10 protein-coding genes are annotated in these 16,860 nt (G+C 69.6%); 6 read left to right on the top strand and 4 right to left on the bottom strand.

Annotation, left to right across the window (positions count from 1 at the left end):
* Positions 1-20: 20 nt before the first annotated feature.
* Positions 21-2,303 (top strand): lantibiotic dehydratase, encoded by a 2,283-nt coding sequence (locus tag ACZ56U_RS05525; RefSeq protein WP_469082723.1) that lies wholly within the window; start codon positions 21-23, stop codon positions 2,301-2,303.
* 103 nt (positions 2,304-2,406) lie between these two features.
* On the opposite strand, the gene ACZ56U_RS05530 is transcribed toward ACZ56U_RS05525, so the two are convergent.
* Positions 2,407-3,873, bottom strand: a complete 1,467-nt coding sequence (locus tag ACZ56U_RS05530) for a non-reducing end alpha-L-arabinofuranosidase family hydrolase (RefSeq protein WP_469082724.1) — start codon at positions 3,871-3,873, stop codon at positions 2,407-2,409.
* Between the two features lie 823 nt (positions 3,874-4,696).
* Here ACZ56U_RS05530 and ACZ56U_RS05535 point away from each other — a divergent pair.
* The 5 genes from ACZ56U_RS05535 to ACZ56U_RS05555 all read left to right on the top strand — a co-directional run bounded on the left by ACZ56U_RS05535 (position 4,697) and on the right by ACZ56U_RS05555 (position 12,277).
* A complete protein-coding gene (locus ACZ56U_RS05535) occupies positions 4,697-6,127 on the top strand; it encodes an endo-1,4-beta-xylanase (protein WP_469082725.1) in 1,431 nt (476 codons plus the stop codon).
* 30 nt (positions 6,128-6,157) lie between these two features.
* Complete coding sequence (locus tag ACZ56U_RS05540) at positions 6,158-7,537, top strand: RICIN domain-containing protein (RefSeq protein WP_469082726.1); 1,380 nt, start codon at positions 6,158-6,160, stop codon at positions 7,535-7,537.
* A 145-nt stretch (positions 7,538-7,682) separates the two neighbouring features.
* Positions 7,683-8,735 (top strand): hypothetical protein, encoded by a 1,053-nt coding sequence (locus tag ACZ56U_RS05545; protein WP_469082727.1) that lies wholly within the window; start codon positions 7,683-7,685, stop codon positions 8,733-8,735.
* A 182-nt stretch (positions 8,736-8,917) separates the two neighbouring features.
* Positions 8,918-10,441, top strand: a complete 1,524-nt coding sequence (locus ACZ56U_RS05550) for an ABC transporter substrate-binding protein (RefSeq protein WP_469082728.1) — start codon at positions 8,918-8,920, stop codon at positions 10,439-10,441.
* 6 nt (positions 10,442-10,447) lie between these two features.
* Entirely contained in the window at positions 10,448-12,277 is a 1,830-nt protein-coding gene (locus ACZ56U_RS05555) for an ABC transporter permease subunit (protein WP_469082729.1), read from the top strand.
* A gap of 135 nt (positions 12,278-12,412) precedes the next feature.
* Here ACZ56U_RS05555 and ACZ56U_RS05560 read toward each other — a convergent pair whose 3' ends face one another.
* The 3 genes from ACZ56U_RS05560 to ACZ56U_RS05570 form a co-directional block, all read right to left on the bottom strand.
* Complete coding sequence (locus ACZ56U_RS05560) at positions 12,413-13,519, bottom strand: ricin-type beta-trefoil lectin domain protein (protein WP_469082730.1); 1,107 nt, start codon at positions 13,517-13,519, stop codon at positions 12,413-12,415.
* A gap of 62 nt (positions 13,520-13,581) precedes the next feature.
* Positions 13,582-15,228 (bottom strand): glycoside hydrolase family 27 protein, encoded by a 1,647-nt coding sequence (locus tag ACZ56U_RS05565; RefSeq protein ID WP_469082731.1) that lies wholly within the window; start codon positions 15,226-15,228, stop codon positions 13,582-13,584.
* 85 nt (positions 15,229-15,313) lie between these two features.
* Complete coding sequence (locus tag ACZ56U_RS05570; protein ID WP_469082732.1) at positions 15,314-16,729, bottom strand: non-reducing end alpha-L-arabinofuranosidase family hydrolase; 1,416 nt, start codon at positions 16,727-16,729, stop codon at positions 15,314-15,316.
* Positions 16,730-16,860 lie beyond the last annotated feature (131 nt).

The following is a 16,860-nucleotide window of genomic DNA, read 5'->3' on the forward strand; positions in this document are numbered from 1 at the left end:
GCGCGTCAAGGAGTGCCGTCATGACCGAAGACCTCGTCCCGTTCCTCGGCCGCTGGCGCCTGTGGAACCAGTTCGCGCTGCGTGGCCCGGGTTTCCCGGCCGACGGCGTGCTGCGCCTGGCGCCCCCCGGACTGGCCGAGGCCGCCGACAAGTTCGGCCCCGACACCCCGCTGTCCGGCCGCGACTGGGAGGCTTTCGCCGACGAACTGGGCGCGGCGGCCGTGGAGACCGCGCACGTGCTGCAGGACATCGCCCGCGCCCCGGCGTTCCGGCAGGCGCTGGCCTGGCAGAACCGGCCCGTGCTGACCACCGGCATCGCCCCGTTCCTGCGCTGGAACCCGGACACCGACGCGCGCAGCAGCATGCCCCGCCAGCGGGAGGAGCTGGTCGCGCACTACTGGCAGCGGTTCTGCGTGAAGAACGACACCATCGGCTTCTTCGGACCGGTCGGCTGGGGCCGCTGGGACTCCGCGGCGTCCGGGGCGCAGGTCGACCCCGGGACCGGGCTGGCCGCCGACTCCACCGTCTACTGGGCCAGTTGGGGCATCGACGCGCTCGCCAGGACCTTGGACACGGACCCGGCGATGCGCGGTTGGGTCGCGCCGAGGCGGGTGCCGTTCGTCGTGGTGAACGGTGACGAGGTGCGCGTGCCCGGCCGGCGCCCGGCGACGTTGTCCGCCGCGGCCGCGGCGGTTCTCGCCCGCTGCGACGGTGTCCGCAGGGCCCGCGACATCGCCGCCGACCTGCCCGGCACCGATGTCGAGGCGACGCTGCACGACCTGGTGGCCCGCCGCTATGTGACCTGGCGGGTGGAGGTGCCGGCCGACACCCACCCCGAACGAGCCCTGCGCGGCTGGCTGCTGACCATCGGCGACCCCGGCCTCAGACGACTAGGGCTGGCCGCCCTCGACCTGCTGGAGTCAGGGAAGGCGAAGGTGGCCGCCGCCACCGACGAGGACGAACTCCTGGCCGCGCTCGCGGAGTTGGAGCGCGACTTCACCGACCTCACCGACACGGCCGCGGTACGCGAGAAGTCGGCCTCCACAGCGCCCTGCCGCGCCCTGGTGTACAGCGACACCCGCCGCTCCGCCACCGCCCGCCTCGGCCCGGCCGTCGTGGAGGCGCTGTCGCCCCTGCGCATCCTGATGGACAGCGCCGGCTGGCTCACCGCACGACTGGCCGCCACCGTGCGGGCCGAGATCCGCGGCATCCATCGCCGGCTCGCCGCGGACGGGCCGGTCGACCTGGCCTCCTTCTGGTTCGCGTGCCTGCCGGTCCTGCACGGCACCGCCCGCACCACGGCCGGGGAGCTGCAACGGGAGTTCGCCGCACGCTGGCAGCGCATCCTGACCGTCCCCGACGGGGCCCGCAGGGTCAACCGGCGCGCCTGCGACATCGAGGCAGCCGCGCGGCGGGAGTTCGACGGCGGCGGAGGCTGGACCACCGCCCGCTACCTCAGCCCGGACATCATGATCGCCGCCGACGGTCCCGAGGCAGCCGCCCGCGGCGACCTCACCCTCGTCCTCGGCGAACTCCACCTCGCCGCCAACACCCTGGGCGCCTCGCTCTTCACCCACCAGCACCCCGACATCGACGAACTGTTCGCCCACACCGACCAGGACCACCCCGGCCCGCGACTGCTGCCCCTGATCCCCAAGGAGCACCGCGCCCGCCTCTCCGCCCGAGTCCGCCACACACTGGTCCGGCCCCAGGACTACCAGGTGGCCCTCACCGACTTCACCGCCGACCCCGCTCGCCCGCGCGCTGTCCGCAGCGCCGACGCCGTCGTCGAGGAGCGCGGCGACGCCCTGGTCGTCCGCCTGCCCGACGGCGCGGTCTTCCCCGCGATCGACGTCTTCTCGCACGTCCTGACCACGCTGTCCATGGACCTCTTCCAGCTGCTGCCACCGGCCGCCCACACCCCCCGCGTCACCCTCGACCGGATGGTGGTCGCGCGCGAGACTTGGCAACTGCCTGCCGCGGAGGCCGACTTCGCCGACGACAAGGACGAAGCCCGGCGTTTCGTACGGGCCCGCCAGTGGCGCGCCCGACTCGGTCTGCCCCGCTACGTCTTCGTCGTCTCCCCGACGGAGGCCCGGCCCTTCTACGTCGACTTCGACAGCCCGGTCTACGTCACGATCCTCGCCAAGGCCCTGCGCCGCCTGGCCCGCAAGGACCCGAACGGCACCGCCACGTTCACGGAGATGCTCCCGACACCGGAACAGACCTGGCTCACCGACGACGAAGGGCGGCGCTACACATCGGAGTTGAGGTTCGTCGCCTTCGACACGCAGGAGGAGTGAGGAAGGCGACCAACTCCTGGCGTGCCGACGGACGCGGCGGGCTCGACCTTTCGTCGAGCCCGCCGTGCCGGCTCGGGACGGAGCCGGACCACCCGTCACGTCGTCAGCGCTGCAGCGTCAGCAGACCCGGGCGGTAGGGCAGGAGGCCGTAGTCCCCGCCTGAATTGGGGCTGCGCCCCTGGTAGAGCAACTGCAGATTGCAGGGATCGACGGTCATGGTCTGGTCGGGGCTGGTGCGGAGCAGTTCACCGTGGCTGATGTCGTTCGTCCAGGTGGCTCCGCTGTTGGCCTTGCCGGCGAAGGGATTGCTCTCGGTCGCGGCCTGAGGCGTCCAGCTGCCGTTCAGACTGGTGGCCGTGAAGGAGCGGAAGTACCGGCCTTGCGAGCCGATCGCCTCGACGATCATGAGGTAGCGGTTCTGGCCCTGCAGCTTGTAGACCTGCGGGGCTTCGAACAGGTTGTTCGTCGAATCGCTCATGATCGTCGTGTACGACGAGCCGAAGTTGCCCGGGAAGTTCCCTATCGGCATGCTGGCCCGGTAGATCTTGCCGTTGTCACCGGCGAAGAACAGGTACATGTTCGTGCCGTCAGCGATGAGCGTCTGGTCGATGGGTCCGGTTCCGGGGCCGCTGATGCTTCCGGTGAAGAGCGTCTGCTGGGATGACCAGCCATTGGGGTTGGTGGGGTCGCTCGACGTCCGGTAGGAGAAGGCGGTCCCGCCCCACTGGTAGGCGAGCACCCAGATGTTCTTCGGTGCGAAGTAGAACAGCGTCGGCGCGACGGTGGACGTCGACATCGTGTTCTGGCTGGCGGAGGCCATCTCCGACCAGTTGCCGAACAGGCTGAAGTTCATCGACCCCCAACGCGTCCCCGTGTCGTGCGTGGTTGCGTAGACGAGTTGCTTGCCGTTGTAGGGGGCGACGGTGAAGTCCTTGAGCGAGACCCATCCGGCCTTGGGTTGTGCCAGCGCGCCCGTGGACGACCAGCGGTATGTCGACGGAAGATCGCACGCCCCGGGGGTGTCGGCGCCGACCTTGACGAGCTGCCACTGCTGGTTTGTGCCGCCCCAGTCGTCGTACTGGACGATGTTCGCGTTGTCGGCCGTGGATGCCCCTTGCACTTCGAGGGCCTTGTTGCTGTGCCGCGAGATGAGCCTTACGTAGCCGTCCGGGCTGTCGGCCAGCCGCCACTGCTGGTTGGTGGCGTTCTGGTCGGCCCACTGGACGATGGAGCCGCCGTTCGCGGTGGACCAGTTGTAGAGGTCCAGCACCTTGCCCGAGTGGCGGGACTTGATGCGGTAGTAGCCGCCCCCGGAGTCGACGAACTGCCATTGCTGCTGGGCCTGATCGTTTCTGCTCCATTGGGTGATGCGGGCGCCGTCGTTGGTCGCCAGGTTGTAGACGTCCAGGGCTTTGCCGCTGTTTCGGTTGACCAGCACATACGAGGCGTTGGGGTCCACGGTTGCCGCGCCGGCCGGCTGGGCGCCGAGGAACGTGGCCACGAGCAGCAGGGGTGCGAGAACGGCGAGTAAGCGTCTCAGACTGACCGGGAAGGGGTGGCGAAACCGCATCAGGGAGCCTCCTTGGGGGCGGGTGAGGTGACGCCGGTGACCGCAGAGCGGCGATATCCAGGCCGGGGCATTTTCGAAACATTCGAAGTAGTTCCCGAACCTATGACGCCACAAGCTAGGAATGCGGAGCCCTCGGGTCAAGGTCTGCTGCCGATCTGTCTACAAAGAGTTCCAGCCCAACGGGTCGGGCGGAGGGTGAAGTTGAGTGTCATATCCGCGCATACCCCCAGGTCCCGAATCGTGAGTTATGCCGACTGCGGCGGCGGAAGGTTTCGTGTGCGGAACAGCCCGACGTCGAAAGTTGCGAGCGAATAACAGAAAGTTTCCCTGTGATGAGTATTGACGATCCACCGTCAAACCCGCACCATCCGTCTCTGGGCGACCGGACGCAGTTCGAGATGCCGAACCTCGGCGGCCCTGGTGTACCCGTTCTCCACGAGAGTCCACGCACACCGCAGATCAGCGCAGCACAGCACCTGTGCCAACCCCGCTCTGTTCCGGTGAGGCTCACACCAGCGCATCTGTCTCTTCGTGCAGTTGGAGAGGCGCGCGGCGCCGCGTGATGGCCCCCGGTCGAACCGCGATGGAGTAACCCGTGTCCCCGTCACCACTGTTCGCCGCCCGCCGGGTGTCACCCAACCGCCGGCCGGGCGCCTCCCCATGACCGCGGTGTCTCGTGATGAGGGCTGCCTGGCCTCCGGCGCCGGATCGGGCGGCCTGCCTCGGGCCTCCCCGAACGTCCGGTCCGTCCGGCGGAGCGGAAGAGGCCGGAGCCGCCCCTGACCTTGCGTCGTTCCGTTATTTCTACCTTGGAGGAACAGCCATGGGCTCGTATGCCCTTCCCAGACCTGTAGCCCGCGGGAAGATCCGCGGTCTGCTCTTGGCGCTGCTCGCCTGTGTCCTTGGCGCGGCCGCCGCACTGGTCGCGCCGCCGACCGCACACGCCGCCGAGAGCACGCTCGGCGCCGCGGCGGCGCAGAGCGGCCGCTACTTCGGCACTGCCATCGCCTCCGGCAGGCTGGGCGACTCGGCGTACACGGGGATCGCCAGCCGTGAGTTCAACTCGGTGACGGCCGAGAACGAGATGAAGATCGACGCCACCGAGCCGCAGCGGGGCCAGTTCAACTTCACCGCCGGTGACCGCGTCTACAACTGGGCGGTGCAGAACGGCAAGCAGGTGCGCGGCCACACCCTCGCCTGGCACTCCCAGCAGCCCGGCTGGATGCAGAGCCTCAGCGGCAGCACGCTGCGCCAGGCGATGATCAGCCACATCAACGGCGTGATGGCCCACTACAAGGGCAAGATCGCCCAGTGGGACGTCGTGAACGAGGCCTTCGCCGACGGCGGTTCGGGAGCCCGGCGGGACTCCAACCTTCAGCGCACCGGCAACGACTGGATCGAGGTCGCCTTCCGGACCGCGCGCGCCGCCGACCCGGCCGCCAAGCTCTGCTACAACGACTACAACGTCGAGAACTGGACCTGGGCCAAGACCCAGGCCATGTACGCCATGGTCCGGGACTTCAAGCAGCGTGGCGTGCCGATCGACTGTGTCGGCTTCCAGTCACACTTCAACAGCGGCAGCCCCTACAACAGTAACTTCCGCACCACTCTCCAGAACTTCGCCGCCCTCGGCGTCGACGTGGCCATCACCGAGCTCGACATCCAGGGCGCCTCGGCCTCGACCTACGCCAGCGTGACCAACGACTGTCTGGCCGTTCCGCGCTGCCTCGGCATCACCGTCTGGGGTGTGCGCGACACCGACTCCTGGCGAGCGCAGGACACGCCGCTGCTGTTCAACGGCAACGGCAGCAAGAAGCCCGCCTACACCGCCGTCCTCAACGCACTCAACGGCGGAACCACCACGCCCCCCGGTGATGGCGGAACGATCAAGGGCGTCGGTTCGGGCCGCTGCCTGGACGTGCCCAACGCCAGTACCACCGACGGCACCCAGGTCCAGCTGTGGGACTGCCACACCGGCACCAACCAGCAGTGGACGTTCACCTCAGCCGGCGAGCTCCAGGTCTACGGCAACAAGTGCCTGGACGCCGCGGGCACCGGCAACGGCACCAAAGTCCAGATCTACAGCTGCTGGGGAGGCGACAACCAGAAGTGGCGCCTCAACTCCGACGGATCCATCGTCGGCGTCCAGTCCGGCCTCTGCCTGGACGCCGCCTCGAGCGGCACCGCCAACGGCACCCTGATCCAGCTCTACTCCTGCTCGGGCGGCAGCAACCAACGCTGGACCCGCGCCTAAGAGGTCTGTCACAGACGAAAGGGTGAATCGATGAAGACCTACGGTGCGGATTCCCACGCTCCGCCGCGAAGGCCACGCTGGTGGTCCCGCGTCGCCGCCGTGGTGGCGGCGACCCTCGCGATCGGCATGCTCACCGCGGTGGACCCGGTGCCCGCCGAAGCGGCGACGGTGGACACCAACGCCTGGTACGTCCTGGTCAATCGCGGCAGCGGCAAGGCTCTGGACGTCTCCGGCGCCTCCACCGCCGACGGCGCGCGAGTCAACCAGTGGACGCGCAGCGACGGAAACAACCAGCAGTGGCAGTTCGTGGACTCCGGCGGCGGCTTCTACCGCCTCAAGGCCCGGCATTCGAGCAAAGTGCTCGACGTGGCCGGCGCTTCGACCGCCGACGGTGCCGCGATCCAGCAGTGGGCCGACCACAACGGGGCCAACCAGCAGTTCCGCCTGGCCGACTCCGACGCGGGCCACGTCCGGCTGATCAACCGCAGCAGCAACAAGGCGGTGGAGGTGCAGGGCGCCTCGACCGCGGACGGCGCCAACGTCGTCCAGTACAACGACTGGGGCGGCACCAACCAGCAGTGGCAGATGATCAAGCTGTCGTCCGATGGCGGTGGCGGTGGCTCTGGCGCATGCGGCAGCGCACCGACTCTGACGAGCGGTACGCACACGATTCAGAGCGGCGGCAAGAGCCGCAGCTTCATCCTCAGAGTTCCGGCCAACTACGACAACAGCCACCGCTACCGGCTGATCTTCGCGTTCCACTGGAGGGGCGGAACCGCCGGTGACGTGGCCTCGGGTGGCACGAGCGGCAGCGCCTGGTCCTATTACGGCCAACAGGAACAGTCGAACAACAGCGCCATCCTCGTAGCCCCCCAGGGCCTCGGCAACGGCTGGGGCAACGCGGGCGGTGAGGACATCACCTTCGTCGACGACATGATCCGGCGCATCGAGGGCGGCCTCTGTGTCAACCCGGCTCAGCGTTTCGCCACGGGATTCAGTTGGGGCGGCGGTATGAGCCACGCCCTCGCTTGCAGCCGGGCGAACGTCTTCAGGGCCGTCGCCGTCATGTCCGGTGCCGAGATCAGCGGGTGCAGCGGGGGTACCCAACCCATCGCCTACTTCGGAATCCACGGCATCAGCGACAACGTCCTCAACATCGGACAAGGACGGTCCCTGCGCGACAGGTTCGTCCGCAACAACGGTTGCGCCTCCCAGAGCCCGCGCGAGCCCGCGCCGGGCAGCCGAACCCACGTCACCACCACCTACTCGGGCTGCCGTGCCGGCTACCCGGTCCAGTGGGCGGCGTTCGACGGAGGCCACATGCCCGGTCCGGTCGACGGCTCCTCCGGCGAAAGCGGCGTCACCACCTGGACCAAGGCAGAGATCTGGAGGTTCTTCGCACAGTTCTGATGTCACGCCCGCACCAAGGAATGGAGCCAGGATCGTCCTGGCTCCACTTCCGTCTCTGCGCCGCCCGCTGACATGGGGAGGCGTGTGGTGTGGCTGACGTGGATCGGTACGCCGATTGTCAGACGCTGCTGGCAGCATCCCTGCCATGAATGCCGTCTTCACCACCCCGCCGCGGCCGTTCGACGTCACCGCGCTCTTCCCCCAACTGGCCCCGCTGGCACGCACGGCGACCCGGCTGCACCCGCGGCCGGGGTCGCCGACCGTGGACGACAGTTCCGTCGGCGGCCCGCTCCTGTGGCCCGCCGACGAGCCGTGGCCGCACTGCGTAGAGCCGCACGACAGTGAAGCGGCAGACGACATGCGCTCTCCGGACGAGATCCGGATCCTGCGTCGCGTCCGTGCGGCAGCGGCCGAGCGGCGGCTCCGCGACCCTCAGGCACCCGTGATCACGCCCGAGGAACGGGAGATCGAGCAGCGGCTCCGCGAGGGCCACCCGTGGTTCGACGGCCCGATTCCCATGATCCCCGTAGCCCAGCTCTACGCCCGCGACGTCCCCCTCCCGGCCTGCCCTCCCGGAGGCGACCTTCTCCAGGTCCTGTGGTGCCCTTGCGACCACGAGGAGTTCGCACACCCCCGAACCGCCCTCTTCTGGCGCTCCTCGGACTCCGTCGCCGACGTTCTCGAGGCCCCGCCCGAGCCGTCCGTGATCCAGTTCGACTGGTACCTGCCGGAGCCGTGCCTGCTCGCACCGGAACAGATCATCGAATACCCCAGCCCCTTGGAGCTGAGCAAGGAACTGCAGCAGCAGTTGGGCGACGTGAACCTGTGGGAAACAGCCGGATGGGCGTGGGACAGCACCGGCGCGTTGGACCCGCAGGAGTTCTACTTCCGCGACCTGTGCCACGCCCCCGGGTGGAAGACCGGCGGCTGGACCCGCTGGGGCCTCACCGACCCCATGCCCCGCCCGTGCCCCGCATGCGGCACCGAGACGACCCCGCTTCTCACCATCGCGTCCTCGGAATGGAATTCCGGCAGCAAGAGCTGGATGCCCGAGGAGGAACGGACGAACCCGACTCCACTCCTTCTCGGCACTCCGCCGTCGAACTTCACTCTCCTCGACATCGCCGGCGCCTACAGCCTGCAACTCCACGTCTGCCCGGCGTCCCCGGAGCATCCCCACATCGAACTGGTCCAGTGAGCTTTCGCGGAAGGCCTCCGCGTCGACGCGTACCGACCAGGGGAGCCCTCTGGCGCTCTCATTGGTTGAGAATTCACTTACCGAGGTAGATCAAGTTAGGCTTACCTTATATGCTCGCTGAGTCCCACCGCTCCCTTCCGGCGTGCAGGGACTCAGGCCACTCCTCGCACGACAGGACCCCCATGCGCACGACGTCCCGCGGTCTCCTCTTCACGCTTGCCCTCACCCCGTTGCTGGCCGGATGTTTCGCGGCGAGCGAGCAGGGCTCTGGCTCGGGCGCGGAAGGCGGCGCGGCCGGGCGGCTGAGGGTCGCTCTCGCGGTGCCGCCGGTGCAGGCGCTGTCTCCGTACAGCAACGACGCCACCGTACTGAGCAAGCTCTCCGTGGCCGAGGGACTCACCGCCCTGGACAAGAACGGCGCCCCCGCGCCCGCGCTGGCCACGTCCTGGAAGCAGGTCGACCCCACCCACTGGACCTTCGAGCTGCGCAAGGCCACGTTCCAGGACGGCACCAAGGTCACCGCCGACTCCGTGGTCAACGCCCTGCACCACGCGGGCGCCGCGGAGCCCAAGCCCCGCGTTCTCAGCGACGTCACCCTCACCGCGAAGGCCGACGACTCCGACACCGTCACCATCGGCACCAAGAACGCGGACCCGGTGCTCCCGCTGCGCCTGGCCAGCCCGGCGCTGGCCATCCTCTCGGCCAAGGCGTACGGCAAGGACGGCACCGCCAGCCCGATCGGCACCGGAACCGGCCCCTTCAGGATCACGAAGCTCACCGGCAAGTCCGCGGCTGTCCTGGACCGCTATGACGGCTACTGGGGCGGCAAGGCCAAGACGCCCGGCATCGACGTGACCTGGATAGCCGACGGCACGGCCCGCGCGAACGCCCTGCGTGGCGGCGAGGTCGACATCGCGGAGTGGATCCCCACCTCCCAGGCGAAGCTGCTGGACGCGAAGACCCGTCACGAGGTGCCGTCCGTGCGGACGGACAGCCTCGTCCTCAACACGGGCAGCGGCCTGTTCACCGAACCGGCGCTGCGCGCGGCCGCCCGTGAGGCCGTCGACGGTTCGGCACTCGTCGGCTCGGTCTTCGGCGGGTACGCCGACCGCGCGCAGGGTCTGTTCGGCCCCGCCGTGCCCTGGGCGGCCGACCACCGCGTCCAGGTCACCGGCCGCGCCCGGGCCGCGACCGTGCCGCAGGTCAAGGCCGACACGAAGGGCAAGACCCTGCGCCTGGCCACCTACACCAACCGCGCCGAACTTCCCGAGGCCGCCACGGTCCTCCAGCAGCAGCTGGAGAAGGCCGGGTTCACCGTGAAGCAGGACGTACGCGAGTACACCCAGATGGAGGCCGACCTCCTCGCCGGCAAGTACGACGCCCTCGTCTTCTCCCGGGTCACCCTCCTCGACACCGGCGACGCGGTCGCGTACCTGGCCAGCGACTACACGAGCGACGGCGTGTACAACATCGCCCGTCTGAAGGACTCCAAGGTGGACCGGGCCATCAAGTCCGCCGCCGAGGAGAGCGACACGACGAAGCGCCGACAGAAGATCATGGCCGCCGAGGCGGAGATCCTGCGCACCGACGCCGTCGTGCCGCTGGTCCACGAGAAGGTCGTCCAGGGCATCGCCACCGATGTCGAGGGCGTGCTCCTCGACCCGCGCGAGCGCTCCCTGATCGACGTCGACACCCACCTGAAGTAACCGGCGATGAGCGTCACATCGGGCGTCACCGGAGCCGGCCCGTCGCGATGGCGGGCCGGCCTGGGCCGCCTCACCGCGGGAGCCGCGCTGATCACGGTCGTGGCCATGCTGCCCTGGCTGTCCGGCAACGACCCCGCGTTGACCGTCCTGCGGGCCCGTTCCGCCGACCAGGATCCGACGCCTGAGCAGTTGGCCGCCGTACGAGAGCAAGTGGGACTGGACGAGGGGCCGTTCGCGCATCTCGCACACTGGCTGAGCGGGCTGCCGCGGGGCGACGCGGGCACGTCCTGGGTATCCGGCGAGGCTGTGCTGCCCCAGGTGACAGACGCCTTCGCGGTCTCCCTCACGCTGATGCTCGGGGCGCTGGCGGTCACGGTCGCGGTCGCCGCCCTTGCCTGCGTCCACACCCTGTACCTCGGCTCCCGGCGACGGCTGCAGCGGGGGAGAGGCGCCGTCGGGGTCGCCGTTCTCGCCGCGTTGCCCAAGTTCCTGCTCGCCTCGCTCCTCGCCACCGTGTGCGGGGTGTGGCTGGGCTGGTTGCCGTCCAGCGGGTGGCAGGGGCCGGCGTCGATGGTGCTGCCCTCGCTCGCCCTGGGTGTTCCTTCCGGGGCGGTGATCGGTGGTCTTCTCCAGCAGTCGCTCCCCGCGGCCTTCAACGAGCCGTGGGCCAGGACCTGGCACGCGTACGGGATCGCGCGCGGCCGCGTCGCCCGCCATGCGCTGCGGCGCGCGCTGGCCGGGGTGCTGCCACAGCTCCTGCCGACCGTGGTGGGCCTGGTCGGCGGCGCCGTCGCGGTGGAGAAGATCTTCAACATTCCCGGCCTCGGCCGCCTCGCCCTGGACGCCGCCATCGCGCAGGACCTACCACCCCTGCAAACGGCCACGCTGTCCCTCATCCTGCTCGGCGTCGCGGCCGGCCTCCTCATCCAGGCCCTGCGTCACGCGTTGCTCGGTCCGGCCCTGCGGGACGGCGCCCTGCCCGCGCTGCACGCACCGGCCGCCGCCCGAGGGAGCTTCACTCGCTGGGCCGTGGCGGTGTGTGCGCTGGCCTTGCTCGCTGTGATCACCGCCGGGCTGCTCCGCGATCCGCTCCATGTGGACACCGCCGCCCGGCTGCTCCCACCCTCGGCAGCACATCCGCTGGGCACGGACGCGCTGGGCCGTGACCTGCTGGCCCGGCTGGGGCACGGCGCGTCCCGCACGGTGGCCCTGGCCCTCGCGGTGACCGCGGTGTGTGCGCTCACCGGGCTGCTGCTCGGCATGACGGCGCAGATCGGCGCGGGGCTCACGGAAGTGGTGTCGACGATGCCCGCGGTCCTGGCCGGGCTGCTGACCACCGCGGTGACCGGCCCGTCGGCCTGGGGCGCCGCGCTGGCGGTCTGCCTGGTCGGCTGGACTCCTTACGCCGCCCAGGCCGCGGCGTTGCTGGAACAGGAGCGCGCCAGCGGCCACATGCTCGCGTCCCTCTCCTTCGGCGCCGGTCCCGGATATCTGCTCCGCTACCACCTGCTGCCCGCCGTGCTGCCCGGCGTCCTGCGCAATGCCCTGCTGCGCCTGCCCACGACGGTTCTGGTACTGGCGTCCCTCGGCTTCCTCGGTCTGGGCGAGCAACCGCCCACCGCCGAATGGGGCCGCCTGCTCTCGGAGAACCAGCCGTACGTGGAACTGGCGCCCTGGACCGTCCTCGGTCCGGCCTGCGCCCTGGTCCTTCTCTCCGTACTCGCCCTCAACGGCGCGGACGCCGTGGCGGTGCGCCGCCGCCCCGCGCCGGGCCGGAGGTCCCCGTGGTCGCGGGGGAAGGGTTTGCGGGCGAAGAGCGGGGTCAGCGCTGTGTGATCGCGTTCCGCTACCGACGTCGAGGCACGGCCGCGCGAGGGTGCGGCCGTGCTCGCGGCGGCCGGAGCCGTCCGACGCGCTTGTCCGTCCCGCCCGGGGGGTCCGAGTTCGGCTCGGACCCCCCGGGGCGGGAGTTCATCCGGCGGTCAGAGCGGTCCACTTCTGGTTGGAGCCTGAGTGGCAGTCCCACAGCTGGAGCTGTGTGCCGTCAGCTGTGGAGGAGCCCGGTACATCGAGGCAGCGGCCGGAGGCGGGGTTGCGGTAGCCGCCGTTGTAGGGCTGCCAGACTTGGTTGGCGCCGCCGTGGCAGGCCCAGAGCTGCACCTTGGTGCCATTGGCGGTGGCCCCGCCGACGGCGTCGAGACACTTGCCCATGGAGCGCAGGGTGCCGTCGGTGTAGGCGGACCAGTACTGGTTGGCGCCGCCACCACAGCTCCACGTCTGGACGGCGGTCCCGTTGGCGGTGCCGGAGCCGTTGACGTCCATACACTTGCCGGCGATCCCGGACTGCACGCGCGCGGGGGCGGGGGCGGGGTTCCTCAGCCACCCCGCGTTGTCCGCGGTCTGGACGCCACGGTGGAAGGCGTCGGCCATCTTCTGGTAGCCCGAGTCGTTGGGATGCAGGCTGTCGGCCAGGTCGGCCGTGGTCAGACCGCTCATGTCGACGAACGCGACGCGTTTGCCCGCGGCCTGGGCGTCACTCACGATCTGGCGGGTGGCCTGGTTGTACCCGGCACGGTACTGCTCCTCCGAGCCGCTGGTGGACACGACCAGTGAGGCGACCAGGACGGTCGCGTCGGGGGCGGCGGTGGTGACCTGATTGACCAGCGACCTCAGCCGATCGGCGGCGGTGGAGGGCTGGTAGTTCCCGTTGAGGTCGTTGGTGCCGATGTGCAGCGTCACCACGTTGGGCCGGTAGCGGGTCAGCGAGGCGTCGGTGAGTGCGGCGATCTGGTCGATGCGGTACCCGGAGTGGCCCTCGTTGTCGGGGTCGGACATCGAACCGCCCCGTACCGTGCCGACGAAGTCCAGCGGGTGGCCGTCCGCCGCGAGCCGGTTCCACAGCGCATTTCGGTAGCCGTTGCCCGTACTGCTTCCCACACCCCACGTGATCGAGTCGCCCAACGGCATGACCCGTAGCGGGGTGGTGGGAGCGGCGGAGGCGGGGGTCTCACCTGCCGCGGTGACCCCGAACGTGGTGGCGACGAGGGTGAGCAGGGGCAGGATCCAGGACTTTCTCATGTGGATGTCCTCTTCGAGTCGTGGGGGAGTCAGCGGGCCTGATCGCCGCGGGGAACGCACGGTTACGGCAGCGTGGTCCACTTCTGGTTGTTCTGGCCGTTGCAGGTCCACAGCACCAGCGGGGTCCCGTTGGCGGTGCCGGCTCCGTTGGCGTCGAGGCACAGCCCGGCATTGACGTTGCGGATCGACCCGTCGGCCTGTGTGGTCCACTTCTGGTTGTTCTGGCCGTTGCAGGGCCAGATGACGACCCGGGTGCCGTTGGTGGTGCCCTGGTTGGAGGCGTCCAGGCACTTGTCGCCGTAGACGCGGATCTCACCGCCGGCCCAGGTGGTCCACAGCTGGTTGGCCGCGGTGTGGCAGTCCCAGAGCAGCGTCGTCGCCCCGGCCGCGGTGGAGGCGTTGTCCACGTCCAGGCAGCGGCCGGATCCGGTACCGCGCAGGCGTGCGGTGGTGGCGGCCAACGGGCTGCCGCCGGTCACCTTGAACACGGCGACACCGTGTGCGGGGACGCTGGCGGAGATCTGTCCGGACGTGCTGGACGTACCGCCGGTCCACAGGTCGGTGAGGGTGAACGACCCTCCGGACAGGCCCACTTGGGCGGCCGTGGTGGAGACGGTCGCGGTGCCGCCGCCCCGGTTGAACAGCCCGACCGCGACCGAGCCGTCCTTGAGGGGCTTGGCGAACACCTCGGTGTCGCCGTCGTCGCGCACTCGGCGGCCGCCCGCGCCCAGCGTGTCCTGGTTGACGGCCAGCAGGCGGGGGTTGCGCAGGATGGCGCTCACGTCGGCGGACATGGTGCGGATGTCGTTGCCGGCCATGAGCGGAGCGCCCATGAGCGCCCAGAGGGCGAAGTGGGAGCGGGACTCCGTCAGCGTCAGGCCGGGGCGGCCCACGACGAGCATGTCGGGGTCGTTCCAGTGGCCGGGTCCGGACTGCGCGGCCAGCGGCGCGGTGACGTCCAGGACGTTGCCGACGCCCATCGGGTAGCTGTTGGTGTTGCCGTTCTGCCAGATGTCGAGGAGGTCTTCGGTGGTCCGCCAGAGGTCGGCGACCTGCCCCCAGTTGTACTTGTCGCCGGTGGGGGAGTGGAAGCTGTTGGGGTTGATGCTGTAGACGATCGGACGGCCGGTGGCGCGCAGGGCGTCACGCATAAGGGTGAACTGTGCGATCTGCTCGTTGAGGGTGCCGTTGCCGGAGCACCAGTCGTACTTGAGGTAGTCCACGCCCCAGGAGGCGAACGTGGTGGCGTCCTGCCTCTCGTGGCCCTTGCTGCCGGTGGAGCCGGGGTAGGTGCCCACGCCCTGGGCGCACGTTTTCTCGTTGGGGGCCTGGTAGATGCCGAACTTCAGGCCCTTGCCGTGGATGTAGTCACCGAGTGCCTTCATCCCGCTGGGGAACTTGGTGGGGTTGGCCCGCAGGTTGCCCGCCGCGTCGCGCTGCGGGTCGAACCAGCAGTCGTCGACCACGACGTACTGGTAGCCGGCGTCCCGCATGCCCGAGGACACCATCGTGTCGGCGGCCTGGCGGACCTGTGCCTCGGTGATCCCGCACCCGAAGCTGTTCCAGCTGTTCCAGCCCAACGGAGGGGTGAGGGCGGGGCTGCCGGGAGCCGCTTGGGCCGTTGTGCCGGCGGAGGCGGTGACGCAGGCGGTGACTGTCAGAGCGGTGGCCGCGAGGAGACGCAGCAGTCGTCTGGGCAGGGGGAGCATCAGGTTCCTTCCTGGGGGACGAGGCGGAGGGCCGCTCGTGACCGTGCCTGACCGGCACGGTCACGAGCTTGTGGTGGCGTGCGGGTCAGCGCTGAAGGGTGAGCAGGCCCGGCCGGTACGGCAGTTTGATGTAGGGGGTGCCCGACGGTGTGCTGGGGGACAGACCCTGGTAGAGGAACTGCAGGTTGCAGGGGTCGATGGTCATGGTCTGGTCGGGGTTGTTGCGGACCAGGTCGCCGTGGCTGATGTCATTGGTCCAGGTGGCGCCGCTGTTGGCCTTGCCCGCGAAGGGGTTGGACTCGGTGGCGGCCTGCGGGGTCCACGGACCGTTCAGGCTGGTGGCCGTGAACGAGCGGAAGAAGCGCTGCTCAGTCGCTCCCCGAGCCTCGACGATCATCAGGTACTGGTTCTGGCCCTGGACCTTGTAGACCTCGGGCGCCTCGAACAGGTTCTTCACCGTGTCGCTCATGACCGTCGTGTAGGACGAGCCGAAGCTGGCCGGGAAATTCCCGATCGGCATGGTCGACTTGTAGATCTTGCCGTTGTCACCGGCGAAGAACATGTGCATGTTCTGGCCGTCGGCGATCATGGTCGGGTCGATGGCGCTGCCGTCGGGGAGGGTGCCGGTGAACAGTGGTTGCGCCGCCGACCAGCCGTTGGGGTTGGTGGGGTCGCTCGACGTGCGGTAGACGAAGGGCCATTGGGTGCCCCACCCGTTCGAGGTGAGCACCCAGATGTTCTTGGGCGCGAAGTAGAACAGTTTGGGAGCCACCGCGCCCTGGCTCATCTGGGTCTGGCCGGCCGACGCCATGTCGGACCAGTTCGTGAAGGGACTGAACCCCATCGATTTCCACGACGATCCGTCGGAGGCGGTCGCGTAGACGAGGTGCTTGCCGTTGTACGTCACGGTGGTGAAGTCCTTCAGCGCGGCCCACCCGTTCGCCGGCTGCGCCAGTGGGCCGGTCGAGCTCCACCGGTACGTCGAGGGAAGGGCACAGGTGCCGCCCGGCGGCGCGGACAGGCCGCTCCACTTCTGGTTGCTGCTGCCGGTGCAGTTCCAGAGCTGCACCGCCGTGCCGTTGGCCGTGGCGCCGCCCGACACGTCCAGGCACAGCCCGGACTCCACGGCGACGACCGTGCCGTCGGCGTTGACTCGCCACTGCTGGTTGGTGCCGCCGTTGCAGTCCCAGATCACCGGGCGGGTGCCGGCCGTGGTGGCGTGGCCCGGCACATCCAGGCATTTGTTGCCGTACACGGTCAGCTGGTTGTTGTCCGTCAGCGTCCACTGCTGGTTGGTTCCGCTCCAGCAGTCGTAGATCTGCAGGCTCGTGCCGTTGGTCTGGCCGGCGCCCGGCACGTCGAGACATCGTCCGGAAGCAGTGCCGCGCAGGGCGCCGCTGGTGGCCGCCTGTGCGGGGTTGGCGACCAGCGTCGCCGCCGAGGCGACCAGGGCCGCGAGCACGACGGGCAGATGTCTGCGGCTGAACGTATGTTTGAGCATGGGGACCTCGTTCCTTGGGGGAGCGGTTCTGGTCGGCTTCGTCGGGGCTGTGCGGGCAGATGGGCTGTGATCCGGCCTGCGCGTGCGATATGTCGAACGCTGGTCGGCGAGTCGGGCAAATAAAAAGGCGG

It is taken from the genome of Streptomyces sp. NPDC034103, assembly GCF_055575395.1.